Below are 16,037 nucleotides of genomic sequence, written 5' to 3'. Positions count from 1 at the left end.
CAACTGTTTGTGTATCTTAAAACAAAGTTTTCTCTATGAGTGCATACCTCTTTTTGATTGGCCTTTGTGTCATCATAATATTTTCCTTTTTCACAAATATGTTTTCGCGGAAAACCAACGTGCCCAGCGTGTTAATTTTAATATTACTGGGGGTTGGAGTGCAGCAGTTAATGACCTACTTTGAAATGGAGCCCGATTATTTCTGGGCACTCGAAGTGTTAGGAATTGTTGGGTTGATAATGATTGTGCTGGAAGCCGCTCTTGATCTGGAGTTGAAGAAAGAGAACTGGCCACTTATATGGAAATCGTTTACCATCGCTTCGTTATCGCTCGGATTAACAGCCGTTTCTATCGCATTTCTTATTCAGTTTTTTATTCCCGAAATTAATTTTTTGCCGGCATTGGTTTACGCGTTGCCGCTGTCAATAATGAGTAGTGCAATCATTATTCCAAGTGTTGCCAACCTTACAAAATACAAGCGGGAGTTTTTAATTTACGAAAGTACTTTCTCCGATATTTTGGGCATTATGGTATTTTACATGATTGTGGAAAACCTGAATGTTGAAGGGATGCGTCAGCTTAGTTTTGCCATCGGAAGTAATATTGTGCTTACGTTGGTAATTTCGGTGGCACTGTGTTATGGTTTGCTGTATATCATTCAAAATATAAAAGGCGACGCAAAATTCTTCTTGTTTCTGGCGGTACTGGTTTTACTGTATGCCGTGGGGAAAATGTTTCACTTATCATCATTGATAATTATTTTAATGTTCGGCTTATTGCTGCGTAATTATAAAGTTTTGCTTTTCGGAAGACTACGGGAGTGGTTGAACGACGCAAAAATAGATGGACTTTTCGATCAGTTTAAAATGATTACTTCAGAAACCGCCTTTTTGGTGCGTACTTTTTTCTTCGTTGTTTTTGGGATGACCTTGCCGCTGGCATCGTTATTTAGCTGGAAAGTTTGGCTGATCAGTGTTATATTTCTGGCAGTTACTTATATTTTTCGTTTTGGCTTATTTTACGTAATCGAACGAAAAGATACGCTGCCGCAAACCTTTATAGCGCCAAAAGGATTAATTACAGTACTGTTATTCTTTGCCATACCCGAATCGTTACGGGCCGAAAAATTTGAAGGCGCAGTATTGTTTGTTGTTATTATTGCCACCAGTTTAATTATGGCGTGGGCTTTAATTGCAAGCAAAAGTACGAATAGTAAGAATGGGGAAGAGGAAGACGTAACAAAAAGCGATGAGGGGGATAAGCCTGATTTTATTGAAATGTCGATTGACTAAATTCTAAAATAAAAAAGGTTGCCATTTTGTAATGACAACCTTTCTTTTTTCTTCTTAGCCCAGATATGATTTTAATAATTTGCTACGCGATGTATGTCTTAATCGTCTGATAGCCTTTTCTTTTATCTGCCTTACCCTTTCGCGGGTTAATCCAAATCGTTCACCGATTTCCTCTAATGTCATTTCCTGGCACCCTATGCCAAAAAACAGTTTAATGATGTCACTTTCTCGCTCAGTCAAAGTAGCTAATGCGCGGAAAATTTCTCTAGCCAAAGATTCGTTGATAAGGCTTTTGTCGGCATTTGGCGAATCGTTGTTCACCAGTACATCCAACAGACTGTTGTCTTCACCATCAACAAATGGTGCATCAACCGATACATGTCTTCCCGATACTCTTAACGTATCAGCAACCTTATCAGCAGGCAGCTCCAGTGTTTCGGCTAACTCTTCAGGCGACGGTTTACGTTCGTGTTCTTGCTCAAATTTCGAATAAGCCTTATTGATCTTATTCAGCGAACCTACCTGGTTCAGAGGCAAACGAACGATACGCGACTGCTCAGCAAGCGCTTGAAGAATTGATTGGCGAATCCACCATACTGCGTAAGAAATGAACTTAAAACCGCGGGTTTCGTCGAATTTTTCGGCTGCTTTAATCAAACCAAGGTTTCCTTCGTTAATTAAATCGGGTAAGCTAAGTCCCTGGTTTTGGTACTGCTTTGCCACCGATACAACAAATCGAAGGTTTGCTCTTGTTAATTTCTCCAAAGCCGCCTGATCGCCTTTTTTAATCCGCTGTGCTAACTCCACTTCCTCCTCTACAGTAATCAGCTCTTCTTTACCAATTTCCTGCAAATACTTATCTAAAGAGGCACTTTCACGGTTAGTGATTGACTTGGTGATCTTTAGTTGTCTCATATATAATCCTTAAAAAATCGTGCAAATATAGAACATTAATATCTAATGATAAAGGAGAAAGCTCATCGTATCTTGTAATTAATACAAAGTTAAAGGTTATGTTGGTTGAATGTTAACGTTCAACGCCAAAAACATAGTATGCTGATTCCCCATTGGGATAAACACCTTCAACCAGAATTCCTCCTCTCGCATTTCCAACTTCTCTCTTAAAATCTGATACTTCGTAAATAGGTTTTTTGTTTACCGAGGTAATAATAAACCCTTTTTCGAGACCAGCATCTTTAAGTTTTCCTTTCTCAAGATTGGTAATCATGATGCCGTTTCTGATTCCCAAATCCTGTTTAACATTGTTACTCACTGTTTCAAACTCGGCACCCAGTACGGTTATATTGTCGCGTACTATTTCGGTGTCGCCATGTTTGTTACGCAAGGTAACGGTAAATTGTTTCTTTTCATTGTCTCTAATTACAACAATATCAACATTGTCGCCCGGACGGTACTGACTAACTTTTTCCTGTAGCTCGGCTGCTGTTTTTACTTTATCTCCATCAACGCTGATGATTACATCTTCCTCTTTTATGCCGGCTTCGTTGGCAGCTCCGTTCTCAACGACTCCACCTATATAAACACCTTCCACCTTGTCAAGGTTCAGTTCTTCAGCAATTTCTGCGTTAACATCGCCAATGTTTACACCGAGTAATGCACGTTGTACCTCTCCGAATTCTTTTAAGTCTTCAACAACTTTTTTTACAATAGAAACAGGCACCGCAAAAGAATATCCGGTGTATGACCCGGTACGCGAGGCAATTGCAGTGTTAATTCCAACCAAATTACCTTGCTGATTAACCAATGCTCCTCCGCTGTTTCCGGGGTTTACTGCCGCATCGGTTTGAATAAACGACTCGATTCGGTACTGATCCTGGTTGATTCCCAGGTTTCGTCCCTGCGAGCTAATAATACCTGCGGTTACTGTTGATGTAAGGTTAAACGGGTTACCAACGGCCAAAACCCATTCGCCAAGTTTTAAATTATCAGAATTACCATAAGTTAAATAAGGCAAATCTTCAGCATCTACTTTTAACAGGGCGATATCGGTTGATGGATCGGTACCAACCAAACGGGCTTCAAACTCGCGTTTGTCGTTCAAAATAACTTTAATATCCTGTGCATCTTCAATAACGTGGTTATTGGTAATTATGTATCCGTCTTCCGACATAATTACGCCGGATCCAAATCCTTGACGTACTTGAGGCTGTTGTCGTTGCAAGCCAAAAAATTCATCTAAAAACGGATTACCGCTCGACCATTGGCCTGTACGAACTGATTTGGTGGCAATATGAACTACCGAATGAATTGATTTTTCGGCGGCAAAAGTTAAATCGGGTAACTGTTGTTCACTGTCGGCGGGGTAATCAACAAATCGTGCTGCTTGTTCTTCTTTTACGGTTACAACTTGTGGCTTGTCGAAAAAAGTGCTGTAAGCCCAAACTCCTACAAATGCACCTGCTATAACAAGTAAAAATGTCAGCGAAATTCTTCCTACTCTTTTCATAACTTAAAAATTTTTAAACGTTCTTGTTTTCTATGGGATATAAGAACGCAAATTTATTGCCACTGTTTTGCTTGCCTGCCGGTGATTGCCGCTATTTTGCATAATTTAACACCCAATTACCGCTTGTGTTAAAAAGTGAAAATAAAATCGGTGTCAACTGTAACTATGTCAGTATGGCTTGACAGAACTTGCAAACAATACGACAATTTATCGCATTAATAATTACAGCTACTGACAATTATTTTTCGGGGACCTTAAACCATTTCGAATCGAGCTCTACTTCCTCGTAATTTTCGATGTATTTCATCGCTTCTTCAGGCGTTTCTGCCACAAAATATAATTGTCGGTAAATATCTTTTGCAAATAATTCGACATACGAGAGCTCAAATTGTTTAAAAAGGTGGTCGAAAAAATTATTTGTGTTTACAAAAACAATTGGTTTGTGGTGGTAGGAGAGTTGCCGAAGTGTAATAACTTCCAGTATTTCTTCGAGTGTACCGAAGCCGCCCGGCAATGCAATGAAAGCATCCGACATATCGCGCATTTGTGCTTTTCGCTCCATCATATCGGTGGTAATTATTACTTCGTGCGAGTTATTGGAGGCCAGCGACCTGCCAATCATTCGTTCGGGAATAATACCTACCGTTTTTGCACCTGCTTTGCTGGCAGCAATGGTAGCTGCCTCCATCAGTCCAACATTGGCACCTCCATTAATAAGGTTATGGCCGCCTTTGCCAATTAACTCGCCCAGGTTTTGTGCGGCCTCAAAGTATTTATCGTTTATGGCATTGCTCGATGAGCAGAAAACACAGATGTTCATTTAATTTTAGATATAAGTAGTGAGTAATTAGTACTGAGAAAAGAAAACCGGGCATTGCCCGGTTTTCTAAATATCGTGAATGAAATTTTAGCGTGTAAGTAGCTGTGTAGTACTACTCATTGCTGAAATCTCAAATCTTATTTACGCATCAATATTTGCGTAGGTAGCGTGGTCTTCAATAAACTTACGACGCGGTGGTACATCATCGCCCATAAGCATGGAGAAAATATGGTCAGCTTCGGCAGCATTTTCAATCGTTACCTGTTGCAGTGTACGTTGCTCAGGATTCATGGTAGTTGACCAAAGCTGCTCGGCATTCATCTCTCCCAAACCTTTGTAACGCTGCGTGTGAACGGCACTTTCGTTACCATCGGCCCATTCATCAATGAGTTGCAGACGTTGTTTGTCTGACCATGCATATGCTTCTCTCTTTCCTTTTTTTATCAGGTAAAGTGGTGGAGCTGCAATATAAAGGTGACCTTTTTTAATCAGGTCGTTCATATAACGGAAAAAGAAAGTCATAATAAGTGTTGCAATGTGGCTACCGTCCACGTCGGCATCGGTCATAATCACAATCTTGTGATACCTTAATTTTTCCATGTTTAACGCTTTCGAATCTTCTTCGGTACCAATGGTAACTCCTAAAGCGGTAAAAATATTTTTGATCTCTTCGTTTTCGAAGATCTTGTGCTGCATGGCTTTTTCCACGTTCAGGATTTTACCACGCAACGGAAGAATGGCTTGTGTTCTGCGGTCGCGGCCTTGTTTGGCGGTACCACCTGCCGAGTCTCCCTCGACAAGGAATACTTCGCATTGTGCAGGATCTTTTTCCGAGCAGTCGCTCAACTTACCCGGCAAACCACCACCTGAAAGTGCGTTTTTACGTTGTACCATTTCGCGGGCTTTACGCGCCGCGTGACGCGCCTGAGCTGCCAAAATTACTTTTTGCACAATCTGCTTGGCTGCCTTCGGATTTTCTTCCAGGTAGTTTTGCAGGGCTTCGCTGGTTGCCTGGTCAACTGATAAACTAACCTCGGAGTTACCTAATTTAGTTTTTGTCTGACCTTCGAACTGAGGCTCCTGAACTTTTACCGAAATAATTGCAGTTAATCCTTCGCGGAAATCGTCTCCACTGATGTCAAATTTCAGTTTTTGGAGCATTCCGCTTTGGTCGGCATAGTTTTTCAAGGTACGTGTTAAACCACGTCTAAAACCGGTTAAATGCGTTCCTCCTTCAATCGTATTAATATTGTTAACGTACGAGTGAATATTTTCAGAGAATGAAGTGTTGTACTGTAGTGCAATTTCTACCGGAATATTATTTTTCTCGGTGGTAATGTGTACTACTTCCTCAATCAGTTTTTCACGGGTACCGTCAAGGTATTCAACAAATTCTTTTAACCCTGCTTCCGAGAAGTAATTTTCTGATTTGAAAGAACCATCTTCTTCAATAACACGTTCGTCTATAATTCGAAGTTTTATTCCTGCATTCAGAAAAGCCAGCTCGCGCAAACGTGCTGCCAGAATTTCGTACTTGTATTCGGTAGTTAGGAAAATGCTGTTGTCCGGCACAAAAGTTACAAAGGTTCCTGTTTTGTCGGTCTTTCCAATAATTTGAACATCGCCTTGTGGTTTTCCCTTGGCATATTCCTGTACATAAATTTTTCCGTCGCGGTGCACTTCAGCTTTCAGGTAAGTAGAAAGTGCGTTAACACACGATACACCTACACCGTGCAGACCACCCGAAACTTTGTACGAATCTTTATCGAATTTACCACCGGCGTGCAAAACGGTCATTACAACCTCCAGCGCCGATTTATTTTCTTTTGAATGTCTTTCGGTGGGAATACCGCGTCCATCATCTTTTACCGTGATGGAATTATTTTCATGAATGATAACTTCGATGTTGTTACAGTAACCGGCCAGCGCCTCGTCGATCGAGTTATCGACCACCTCGTAAACCAGGTGGTGTAACCCTTTTTCGTTGGTGTCGCCAATGTACATCGACGGCCTTTTTCTTACTGCTTCCAAACCTTCAAGCACCTGGATACTATCTGCTCCGTAGTTTCCATTGCCGTTGCTTTGGACTCCATTTTTTTCAATTTCGCTCATCTCTCTTTGTTAAAATTAAATCCTCTAAAATAAAATAGTTTCCCTCGCAAAAAATTCTTTAAAACCTTTCGAAGAAAACTAGTTGATTTTCAAGCTTTTATCTCGTTCTAAAAGTGATCTGATAATCACGTCACAAATATATAAAAAATGGGCAGAAAACCGCTGCTTTTACTGTGTTAAAAGACCTTATTTTTTAACAAGATATTAACCTCAAAATGAGCATGAAGCAGCCGGTTTTTATTTTGGAGAAAATCATGTTGGAAATACGGTAATTTGTACTCTGATTTTTCCACGAAAAAAGGGAAGCTGACGCCTCCCTTTTACCGAATTGATTGATTAATGCCAATTAGAACGAATAACTTATACCGGCCAGCATATTAAAGCTTTGTACCGGGTACCCGAACCAGCGTTGATATTTTTGAAAACCAAAATTGTTGAGCTGTGCAAACACCGAAAATTGATTAGTTATCTGGTAGTTTCCTTTTACGTTTAGATCGAAAGCGGTGTCAAGGCTATTCGATCTTCTAATAGGAAGGTCTTCTGGAATGTCTGTTGCCGGTTGTTCAATCAATAACGCTTTTCTTTCTCCCATTAAAAATATATCGGCCGACAAACTAAGTTGGTCGTTTACTTTGTAGCCAATATTTAAGTTCGCATCCCATTGCGGAAGGTTCCAGGCTTCTTCCTGCTCGTCGAGTTTGTAACTGTAGTAATTTACCGATGCAGTTAAATCAACTTTGTCTGACGAGGCGTGAAATACTTCGGCATTTAACTTCAATCGATTCATGTTGTCGTACAACGGCTTAAAAGTGTTGTCCATAACAAGTTGCACCGGATAGGCTAACGATTCTCCAATTGGTGCATAGCTTAAATAGTAAAACGGCTGATTATCGATCATGGCATATTCTGCTGAAATTTTAAAGTTGGTCTTTTTCGAGAACTTACCATCGAAACCGCCATAAAAGCGGAACTTTTGGAACGAATTCATTACATCGTGCTCCGGATCGACAAATGGATTTTCGTAAGCTATTTTTGAATAATGATTGCTGATGTAGTCGCCGTCAATTCCGGCGTACAGATTTATTAACTCCGGAACCGGTGCCCAGTTGGCACGTACGTTTGGAGAGATTTTAGCTTCGGTATCCTTATCTGAAACTATGGCGAAAAAAGTATTTACGCCCAGCGTAATGTTTGCGGTTTCGTTGCCAACAAACCAGGCCGGTTTAGCGTGTATAATTATTTGCGAACGTTTGCCGGTGGTTGAGTCGGTTTGCAGGAAAATGTCGCTGGCCTGTGTGTATAAAACGCCACCTTCAAGCAGTCCAACGCCGGTAACCATTGGTTGTTGTACATCCAGCACAAAGTTGGCGTAATGCTCGCGCTGATCGGTTTTGGTACCAAAATAATGGTAGGAAAAATCAAATCCAATAGTTGCATCATCGTATTCAGCAGTCGGGTTTTTCAAACCAATATTGATACCGCCTTTTGCAAACGACTGTTTGGTATCGAAATAATTTATGGTTTGGCCGTCTTCCAGCAGTGGATCAGGAATGGCCATTAAAGGATAGCCGTAATAGTTAAATGCATCGTGTTTAAAGTCCAGATTCACTGAAAGCACATTGTCCTGAAACGTGTGTTTTACAAACAGATCAACCTCGTTCTTCATAAACGGTGCATCCACTTTGTCGCCTCCCTCAAGTTTAATATCGTCAAACGACGACAGGTGCATGGAGTGAATTCCAAACAACGAATTCCTGGAGTTTTGATTATTAAAGAAAACCTCGCCGTAAGGGCGGAAAGTTGTTCCCAGTCCGGCACGAACCAAGCCGTAGCCGTTGTCTTCCTTCTTCGAAGTTTCAACGATGGCTGCTTTTAACGGATTCACCGAAAAGGTGCTAAAAACCGGCTTACTGTTAATGTTGTAGTTAAAGGTTGGTTTCTGATGCTCCGTTTCATCAATTGTCGGCATGCTGTTTAGTTTGTTGGCATCCGAAATGGTTGGTTTGTATGCTTTGGTTACCTCAACTTCCTTGGTAAGCGTGGTATCTTGTTGGGCCTGTGAAAATACGGCAGTGCCAAGTAAAAGTAGTGTAAAAATATATCGTGCTGTTTTGAACATGTTGTGCATTTTTAGTTTTGTTTAATTTCCATTTGGAACGAACTATCGACTGCATTTTGCTGTTGCTGCGCCTCTTTTGCCAGAATTACATCAAGGCGTTGCTGTGCTTCGGCTTTTATTCCGTCGTTGTCGTCGTTATAGTTTTCAGCCAGGCTTTTCAATGTATGTTTTGCCTGAAACTGGTCGCCACCATCTTCGTAAATGCTGGCCAGCAACAAAAAGGATTTACCCAGCCAATAGGTGTATGGTGTGCCTTTGTCGATGAAATCAACAATTTCGTCCTCGGCTTTTGCCCTGTTATTGTCGCGGTAATAAATTTCGGCCAGCAGGTATTTGGCTTCGGCGCCTTGTTCCAGTTTGGTGTCTTTTGCCACGTCGCGTAAAGGGCTGATTGCTGAACTTAAATTGCCCAGTTCGTAATTCGATTTTCCAATGGCATAATCGGTTTCTTTTTTCAGTGCTTCGTTGGCTACATCCGATTTATTTACTTTTTCGGCAGCCACAATTACTGCCTGGTAATTTTGATTGATCAACTGGCAGCGCATTTGTCCGGTGTTTGCACGAAGCGAATTCCATTTACCGGTTGATTTTTCTTCCAGACGGTTAAACAGATCGAGTGCGGTATCGTAGTCGCCGGCGTTGTAGGTCAACTCCGATGCGCGTGCAAGCGCCTGTTCGGTAAAAATATTATCGGGTTGATTGGCTATAAACGAATAGTGTGAATTGGCTTCTCCGTAGTTGCCTTCTTTGTATTTTATTTCTGCCAGATAGAAATGCGCATTGGTTGCGTAAGCTCCGTTTGGATATTGATTCAGGTACTGCTGAAGTTGTACGTTGGCATCCTCGTTTCCGGCCATATAAACACGTTCTGCAGCCGAGTAGGTAAGTTGGTCTTGTTCCGATGCGCTAATGTTGACATCGCCACCCAATTGTTTCACGTACGCAAAATAAGCATCCACATCGTTCAGTTCCACATAACAGTTTTTAATCCCCTGAAGTGCAGAATTGGCCTCGGGTGTTCCTTTGTAGTTTTCGGCTACTTCTTTGTACTGGTTAAGGGCTTTGTTAAAGTCGCCGTTGTTGTAATTAACCAAACCCAGTTGCAACAGCGCATTACGGTAGTAGTTGCTGTTTGGATGGTTTTCAACAATTTCCCGGTACTGGCGAACGGCCTCGAAATTGTTACCCAGTCGTTCGTTCGCGCGCCCCAGTTCATATAAAGCGTCGTCGTAATAATCCGACTCCGGAAACTCGCGTAATAACAGGTTTAGGTTGTTAATCTTGTCTTGTTGATTACGCTGAAGCCCCTGGCAAAAAGCAATTTGCAACAGGGCATAATCGGCTTCCAGCATTTTTATGTTGTAGGCACGTTCGTAACTATCGATGGCTTGCGCATAATTTGTATTCAGGAAATAATAATCGCCAATTCGATTGTAGGCATCAGCAATTTTTGGTGTTCGTTTGCCCTGCATTTTCTGCACATACTGTTGGAAATGTTGTTGCGCCGCTTCTTTATTATCGGTTTTCAAATAAGCGTAACCCATGTTGTAATGGGCATTTAATACTTCAGCATCACTGGCGGAAGAAGAACTGCGTGCGAATTGGTTGTACGATGTGATTGAATTATCGTAATCGCCCACGCGGTACAAGGCCTCCGATTTCCAGTAAAGTGCCCGCGCTTTTATTTCCTTGTTGTAGTTTCCGTTGGCCAGCGACAGATCGAAATTCTCGATCGCCTGGTTGTACATCAGGTTATTGAACAACTCCAGACCGCGATAAAATGTTACGCGCTGGTAGGCTTCTAAAATGTGGGGCGTTTTGTTTTGTATTTTCTCAATCGATTCAATTGCGTCTTTGTAGTTTTTGGTCACCATATAAACTTCGACCAGAATTTCGTAGGCTTCAGCGTTTTTTGGCGAGTTTGGATATTCAGCAATGTAGCGGTCGAAAGCGTTAATGGTTTCGTTAAAAGGAGAGTACGAAAGCTCGTAGGTTAATTTGGCGTAACTAAACAGAGCATCTTCTTTAATGTCTGCATTAAAATCAAATTCCGAAGCTGCATTGTAAGCTGTTTTTGCTTTCTCTTTGTCGTTGAGTTTGATAAAACAATCGGCCAGATGATAGTAAGCGTTTTGGGTCATTTCATCGTTGCCGATAGCTGCTTTTTGCAGTAATTGGGCGGCTTCGGCGAATTTGTTGGTGTGATAGTAGCAAAAACCGAGGATGTAATTTTCTTCGCGGGTTTTTGTCCCCGATGTTTCAAAATATCTCTCGAGGTAAGGAATGGCATTTTCGTACTGACCTAAATGAAAATACGAATCGCCAACAATCTTGGCCAGTTCGGTTTGGTGTTCTTCCTGCACATCGTCGATAATGGTTGTGGTGTAGTTTACCACCTCGTTGTATTTCTTTTGTTTGTAGTATATGTGGCTAACATACAGCGGAATTACCGGCGAATAAGAAGGATCGTTGTTTAGTGCCCTAAAAGCTTCAATCGAGGCGTCGTAATCTTCTCTTAAATACAAAATATGTGCACAGTAATAAGTGGCAGGTTTGCTGTACAAATTGTTGGTATTTCGGATGGCCATAAACTCGCGGTAGGCAACATCGGTATTTCCTTCCTCGAGGTTTGCAAATCCATTCTGATACTGCAATTCAATGCGCTCGTTTTCCGCCAGGTCGCTTCTATCTACTTTTGCAAAAGTGCGAACAGCCAGCGAATATTGTCGCTTTTCAAACTGGTTTTTCCCCAGGTTGAATTGTGCGCTGTTCATGTACGGACTGTCAGGATAGTTTTCAACAAAAGTACGGATCAGCTCGTCGCCCGAGCGGTACCCGGAGTGAAGTGCCGAAACTGCTTTGTAATATTCGGCTTCAGAATACAATTCCGATTTAGGCTCGACACGTTCCTGAATTTTCTCGAATTGCCGGTAAGTTGAAACGTATTTTCCCTTGTCGTAAAGTTCTTTTGCGATGTCGATATCCTTTCTCACATCATCGAAATAAGCCGTTTCCTGCGCGCCGGCTTGCTGAAAAGAACCAATAATGATAAAAAGAGATAACAAAATTTGTATTGTTCTCATGCTTATTCGCTTTGTTTTGAATGAATTAATTGTTTCAAACCATTTGCTGGCTTACTTTTTACAATTGACCAACTAAAATAGCTATTCCCGACTTGCTAAACTGCCGTTAATGCTTGTAATTCTTAACAAAAAACTGTTTATTTCTTTCCTTTATTATATATGTGGGTAAGAAATTTCGAACTATTTTAGTTGCAACACATTTTTTATGGACAAAAAAACAGTTATAAAGTTGCTGGATGCCAGTATTTACCAATACGATAACCTGGTGCTGTCGGGTGTTGATGTAGAGGTGAAGGAAGGCGAATTTATTTATGTGGTTGGAAAAGTTGGAACCGGAAAAACCAGTCTGATAAAAATGTTGAATGCGGAATTACCTTTGGAATTTGGCTTTGGGAGTGTGTTGGATTTTGATTTGGTTGGACTAAAAAAACGAAATATCCCGTATTTGAGAAGACGGCTTGGCGTTGTTTTTCAGGATTTTCGTTTGCTTACCGACCGGAATGTGTATGCCAATCTGGCTTTTGTGTTAAAAGCCACCGGATGGAAGAACAAGCTGGAAATTGAAAACCGGGTTGATGAAGTGCTCGAGCGGGTTGGCATGTTGCACAAAAAAGAAAAAATGCCGCACCAGTTAAGTGGTGGCGAGCAGCAGCGTGTGGTTATTGCCCGTGCCATTTTAAATTATGCTGATATTATTTTGGCCGACGAGCCTACCGGCAACCTGGATCCCGAGACTTCGGAAGATATTCTTGACTTGTTTATCCAGTTGAATAACGACGGAAAAACCATTTTGATGGCTACGCACGATTATGCTGCAATTGCCAAAAAGCCTGCTCGAACATGGGTTTGTGTTAATGGGAAATTAAACGATTCGGCAAAAAACACAGAGGAAATAGAGTTTGAAAATCTGCTGGAGAAAAATGTGTAATTTGTCTTTCACTTAATCAGAGTTGATGAAACGTCACCCTGAACTTGTTTCAGGGGCTTTCGAAAGGAGATACTGAAAAAGAAATGCTGAAACGAGTTCAGCATGACGTTACAAGAAACCAGAATGAACTAGTCAGGAAATATTCACATTAAATCTTACAGAAACTCAGCAAAAATACCTTTTAAAACTTCCGCTTCATTTTCCCAGGTAAGTTCTTGTGAAGTCTGAATCAGGTTGGTTTTCCAGGTTTTTATTTTGTCTGAATTATTCAAAGCCTCATTAACCGCATTTGCCAGATTTTTATGATCGTGTGAATTGCAGATAGCACCAATATCGTATTTTTCAACAATCGCTTTCATTTCCGGCAAATCGCTAACCAATACGGGAACTCCGGCACCGATGTAATCGAACAATTTATTGGGCAGTGCAAAACGATAATTCAGTCCCAAATCTTCTTCAATCGATAATCCCAAATCGGCAGTGGGTGTAAGTTCGGCCAGTTCATCAATGGAAAGGCGGCCGGTAAAACGTACTTTGTTTTCCAGTTTTTCGGTGCGCACCAATTCTTCCAGTTGTTGTTTTATGTCGCCATCGCCGGCAATTACTAGTTGTGCGCCTTCAATAAAATGCATGGCTTTTATCGCTTGTTCCAGTCCGCGGCCAATGTTTACAGCGCCCTGGTAAAGAATGATCTTAGGCTGATTTTCATTTTCGATAAGCTGAAGCCTGTTTTTTGAAACAGGAATATTTCGAACTACTTTAAATGATGCTCCGTATTTTTCATGGTAAACTGCAGCAATAGAATCACAAACCGTGTAGCAGTGTTTTAAATTTGGCAGCATTCTACTTTCCAGCCACTCCCAAAATTGCTTTACTCGCGGGCGATCAATTAATTCCGGAACTTCGGTAAAATACTCGTGGCTATCGTAAACCACTGGAACTCGTTTGATTTTTGACGCAAAGTAATTGGCCGTCAGCGTATCCAAATCGTTAGCCAGCAAAACATCGGCTTTTCGGAAAAGTAAAAACAGGAGTAAGCGGAAATTGTATTCAGTATAAAAAAAGGCACCTTTTGTAAAACACAAACGCATGCGGTGAGTCAGATAGCTGCGATTAATTGGCTGACTGTTTTTTAATTTTCTACCTACAAGTAAAACCCCGAATCCCATTTCTTCCAGCGAGGTACAAACCTTATGCACCCGGTTATCGGCAACCAGGTCGTTGGTAACAGAAACAATTATTTGTTTTTTGCGCTTCAAGTGAATGAAATGAATTTGTTGTAAAGATAGAAAAAGTAGGAAGCGGGAAGATGGAAGTCGGAAGATTCTTGATGTGGACTCAATCTTATTCAATCTTTATCGATCTCCATTCAATCTTTAAATATTGTTTCTCAATCCTTCCTCATTAATCAACGGAGCTTTTATCTTTGCGCAAAATTTATTCTATGATCCGCTTTTCTGAAAATCATTCGCTAAAGGCACACAATACATTTGGCATCGACGCCAAAGCAAAATATTATTTCGAATTTACCGAACTGGAAGACCTGCAGGTTTTTCTGAATTCCAACAAAAGCTGGAAAGAGGAGAAGTTGATCGTTTTGGGAGAGGGCAGCAATATTTTGTTTATGAATGATTTTGATGGTTTGGTAATTCATCCGAATGTGCCCGGAATAAACCCGGTTTGGGAAGATCGCAATCATGAATGGTTTGAAGTTGGAGCCGGCGAAGTTTGGGATGAGTTTGTTGAATTTGCAGTAAACAGAGGCCTTGGGGGAGCCGAAAACCTTTCGTTGATACCCGGAAAAGTGGGTGCTGCACCGGTACAAAATATCGGAGCTTACGGACAGGAAGTTTGCCGTTTAGTTGAAAAAGTGAAAGGATTCGACCTGGAAAAAGGCTGTGCCGCAGAATTTAACGCCGCCGAATGTCTGTTTCAATACCGCAACAGTATTTTTAAAAATTACCTGAAAAACCGTTTTATCATCACTTCAGTAATTTTTCGTTTGGATAAATTCCCCGAGTTTAATCTTGGCTACGGACAGCTCGAAGAACGGGTAAACGAAAAAGGAGAGGTAAATCTTCACAACGTTCGTGAGGCGGTTATTGAAATCCGCTCCTCAAAATTACCCGATGTAAAAGAGTTCGGAAACGCCGGTAGTTTTTTTAAAAACCCGGTGGTGGAAGTCGCTTTGGCTGAGCAAATAAAATCGAAATACCCTGAAATTCCTGTTTATCCTGGAGGGGAAGGCAAAATTAAACTGGCTGCCGGCTGGCTTATCGAACAGGTCGGCTGGAAAGGCAAACGAATGGGCGAAGCCGGTGTGCACGAACAACAGGCTTTGGTGCTGGTAAATTACGGCAAAGCCACCGGCAAAGCTATCTACGAACTTTCTGAAGCGGTTTGTAAATCGGTGGAAGAGAAGTTTGGCGTGACATTGGAACGTGAAGTAAACTGCATTTAGGACGCAATTATCCGAATTCCTTTCAATTTTATTTGCTCGCAGATTACGCGGAATTAAGCAGATGAGAAACTGATGTTTTATCTAAAATCTGCGATAATTAGCGTAATCTGCGTGAAATCTTTTGTGGAGGACGTTAATTTCATTAAAAAGACATCAGAAGAAATTTAAGCTATAAAAAAATCCCGGCGTCCAGTCCGGGATTTTTATTTTTTGTTTGATGTTGTGTCCTAATTTCTTAGGTGGATTTGTACCTGCAAAAATAGTTGTCGTATTAAAAGTCAAAATGACCTTTGTCATGCGAAAGCGGTGTTTACACAACTTTAATATTCCCATTTTCAAATGATTCTGCAACGATTTTTCGTTCGGAACAAGCTGACCAATTCTAATATTTTAGACGCCGAACGATTTTTTATCGATCTTTTACCCGGCGCTTTGTGTCTTCGTAAACTCAGCCACTCGCACCGGGCTATTGCCTGTCGCCCGCTTCGGGGCTTTAAGCACCAAGGGTGCGTAATCAATAGCCCGGGGGAAGCACCCGCAGGGAGCACAGCCCCGGGGATAGAAGAGAAAAATGACAAAGGCGCAACTGCTTCCGGTTTTTGAAATACAACCCTACCTTGCGCCGCATATTAAAAGTCGATTGTAAAGCAGGACCTCTAAAATATTTGTGTACACACCGTATTGTCATGAGATGGGAGCCAAAAAACAAAATGTCCGAAACTAATTTCCTGTTTTATTGTTCTTCTGAAAAACAA

General features: G+C 41.3%; 10 protein-coding genes. 3 read left to right on the top strand and 7 right to left on the bottom strand.

The genetic code is table 11. The features are described from left to right. The first annotated feature begins 35 nt into the window (after nucleotides 1-35). On the top strand, nucleotides 36-1,292 hold the full coding sequence (locus tag BMW53_RS08145; RefSeq protein WP_038562649.1) for a cation:proton antiporter domain-containing protein: 1,257 nt from the start codon (nucleotides 36-38) through the stop codon (nucleotides 1,290-1,292). A 54-nt stretch (nucleotides 1,293-1,346) separates the two neighbouring features. Here the strand turns inward: BMW53_RS08145 and BMW53_RS08140 are convergent, their stop codons facing one another. The 6 genes from BMW53_RS08140 to BMW53_RS08115 form a co-directional block, all read right to left on the bottom strand. Further along, nucleotides 1,347-2,207: a sigma-70 family RNA polymerase sigma factor gene (locus tag BMW53_RS08140; protein WP_038562646.1), complete on the bottom strand. Its 861-nt coding sequence runs from the start codon at nucleotides 2,205-2,207 to the stop codon at nucleotides 1,347-1,349. A 112-nt stretch (nucleotides 2,208-2,319) separates the two neighbouring features. After that, nucleotides 2,320-3,759, bottom strand: coding sequence for a Do family serine endopeptidase (locus BMW53_RS08135; RefSeq protein WP_038562643.1), 1,440 nt, complete (start codon nucleotides 3,757-3,759; stop codon nucleotides 2,320-2,322). A 238-nt stretch (nucleotides 3,760-3,997) separates the two neighbouring features. After that, a complete protein-coding gene (locus BMW53_RS08130; protein ID WP_038562640.1) occupies nucleotides 3,998-4,579 on the bottom strand; it encodes an LOG family protein in 582 nt (193 codons plus the stop codon). Nucleotides 4,580-4,720: 141 nt separating this feature from the next. Further along, the gene (gene gyrB / locus BMW53_RS08125; protein ID WP_038562637.1) at nucleotides 4,721-6,691 is read right to left on the bottom strand and encodes a DNA topoisomerase (ATP-hydrolyzing) subunit B; all 1,971 of its coding nucleotides are present in this window, start codon (nucleotides 6,689-6,691) and stop codon (nucleotides 4,721-4,723) included. A 346-nt stretch (nucleotides 6,692-7,037) separates the two neighbouring features. Further along, complete coding sequence (locus tag BMW53_RS08120) at nucleotides 7,038-8,810, bottom strand: TonB-dependent receptor (protein ID WP_139178062.1); 1,773 nt, start codon at nucleotides 8,808-8,810, stop codon at nucleotides 7,038-7,040. 11 nt (nucleotides 8,811-8,821) lie between these two features. Then, nucleotides 8,822-11,893, bottom strand: coding sequence for a tetratricopeptide repeat protein (locus tag BMW53_RS08115; RefSeq protein WP_038562632.1), 3,072 nt, complete (start codon nucleotides 11,891-11,893; stop codon nucleotides 8,822-8,824). Nucleotides 11,894-12,098: 205 nt separating this feature from the next. Between BMW53_RS08115 and BMW53_RS08110 the strand changes: the two genes are divergently transcribed. Then, the gene (locus BMW53_RS08110) at nucleotides 12,099-12,821 is read left to right on the top strand and encodes a cell division ATP-binding protein FtsE (protein WP_038562630.1); all 723 of its coding nucleotides are present in this window, start codon (nucleotides 12,099-12,101) and stop codon (nucleotides 12,819-12,821) included. A 155-nt stretch (nucleotides 12,822-12,976) separates the two neighbouring features. Here BMW53_RS08110 and BMW53_RS08105 read toward each other — a convergent pair whose 3' ends face one another. Continuing rightward, on the bottom strand, nucleotides 12,977-14,080 hold the full coding sequence (locus BMW53_RS08105) for a glycosyltransferase (protein ID WP_038562628.1): 1,104 nt from the start codon (nucleotides 14,078-14,080) through the stop codon (nucleotides 12,977-12,979). A 185-nt stretch (nucleotides 14,081-14,265) separates the two neighbouring features. Here BMW53_RS08105 and murB point away from each other — a divergent pair, with 185 nt between their 5' ends. Continuing rightward, nucleotides 14,266-15,282, top strand: coding sequence for a UDP-N-acetylmuramate dehydrogenase (murB, locus tag BMW53_RS08100; protein ID WP_038562626.1), 1,017 nt, complete (start codon nucleotides 14,266-14,268; stop codon nucleotides 15,280-15,282). The last annotated feature ends 755 nt before the right edge of the window (nucleotides 15,283-16,037 follow it).

Origin of the sequence: Draconibacterium orientale (genome assembly GCF_900111425.1) — a bacterium.
Lineage (GTDB): Bacteria > Bacteroidota > Bacteroidia > Bacteroidales > Prolixibacteraceae > Draconibacterium > Draconibacterium orientale.
Note: the sequence above shows the minus strand (reverse complement) of the source record. Positions and strands in the feature narration are given on the sequence as shown.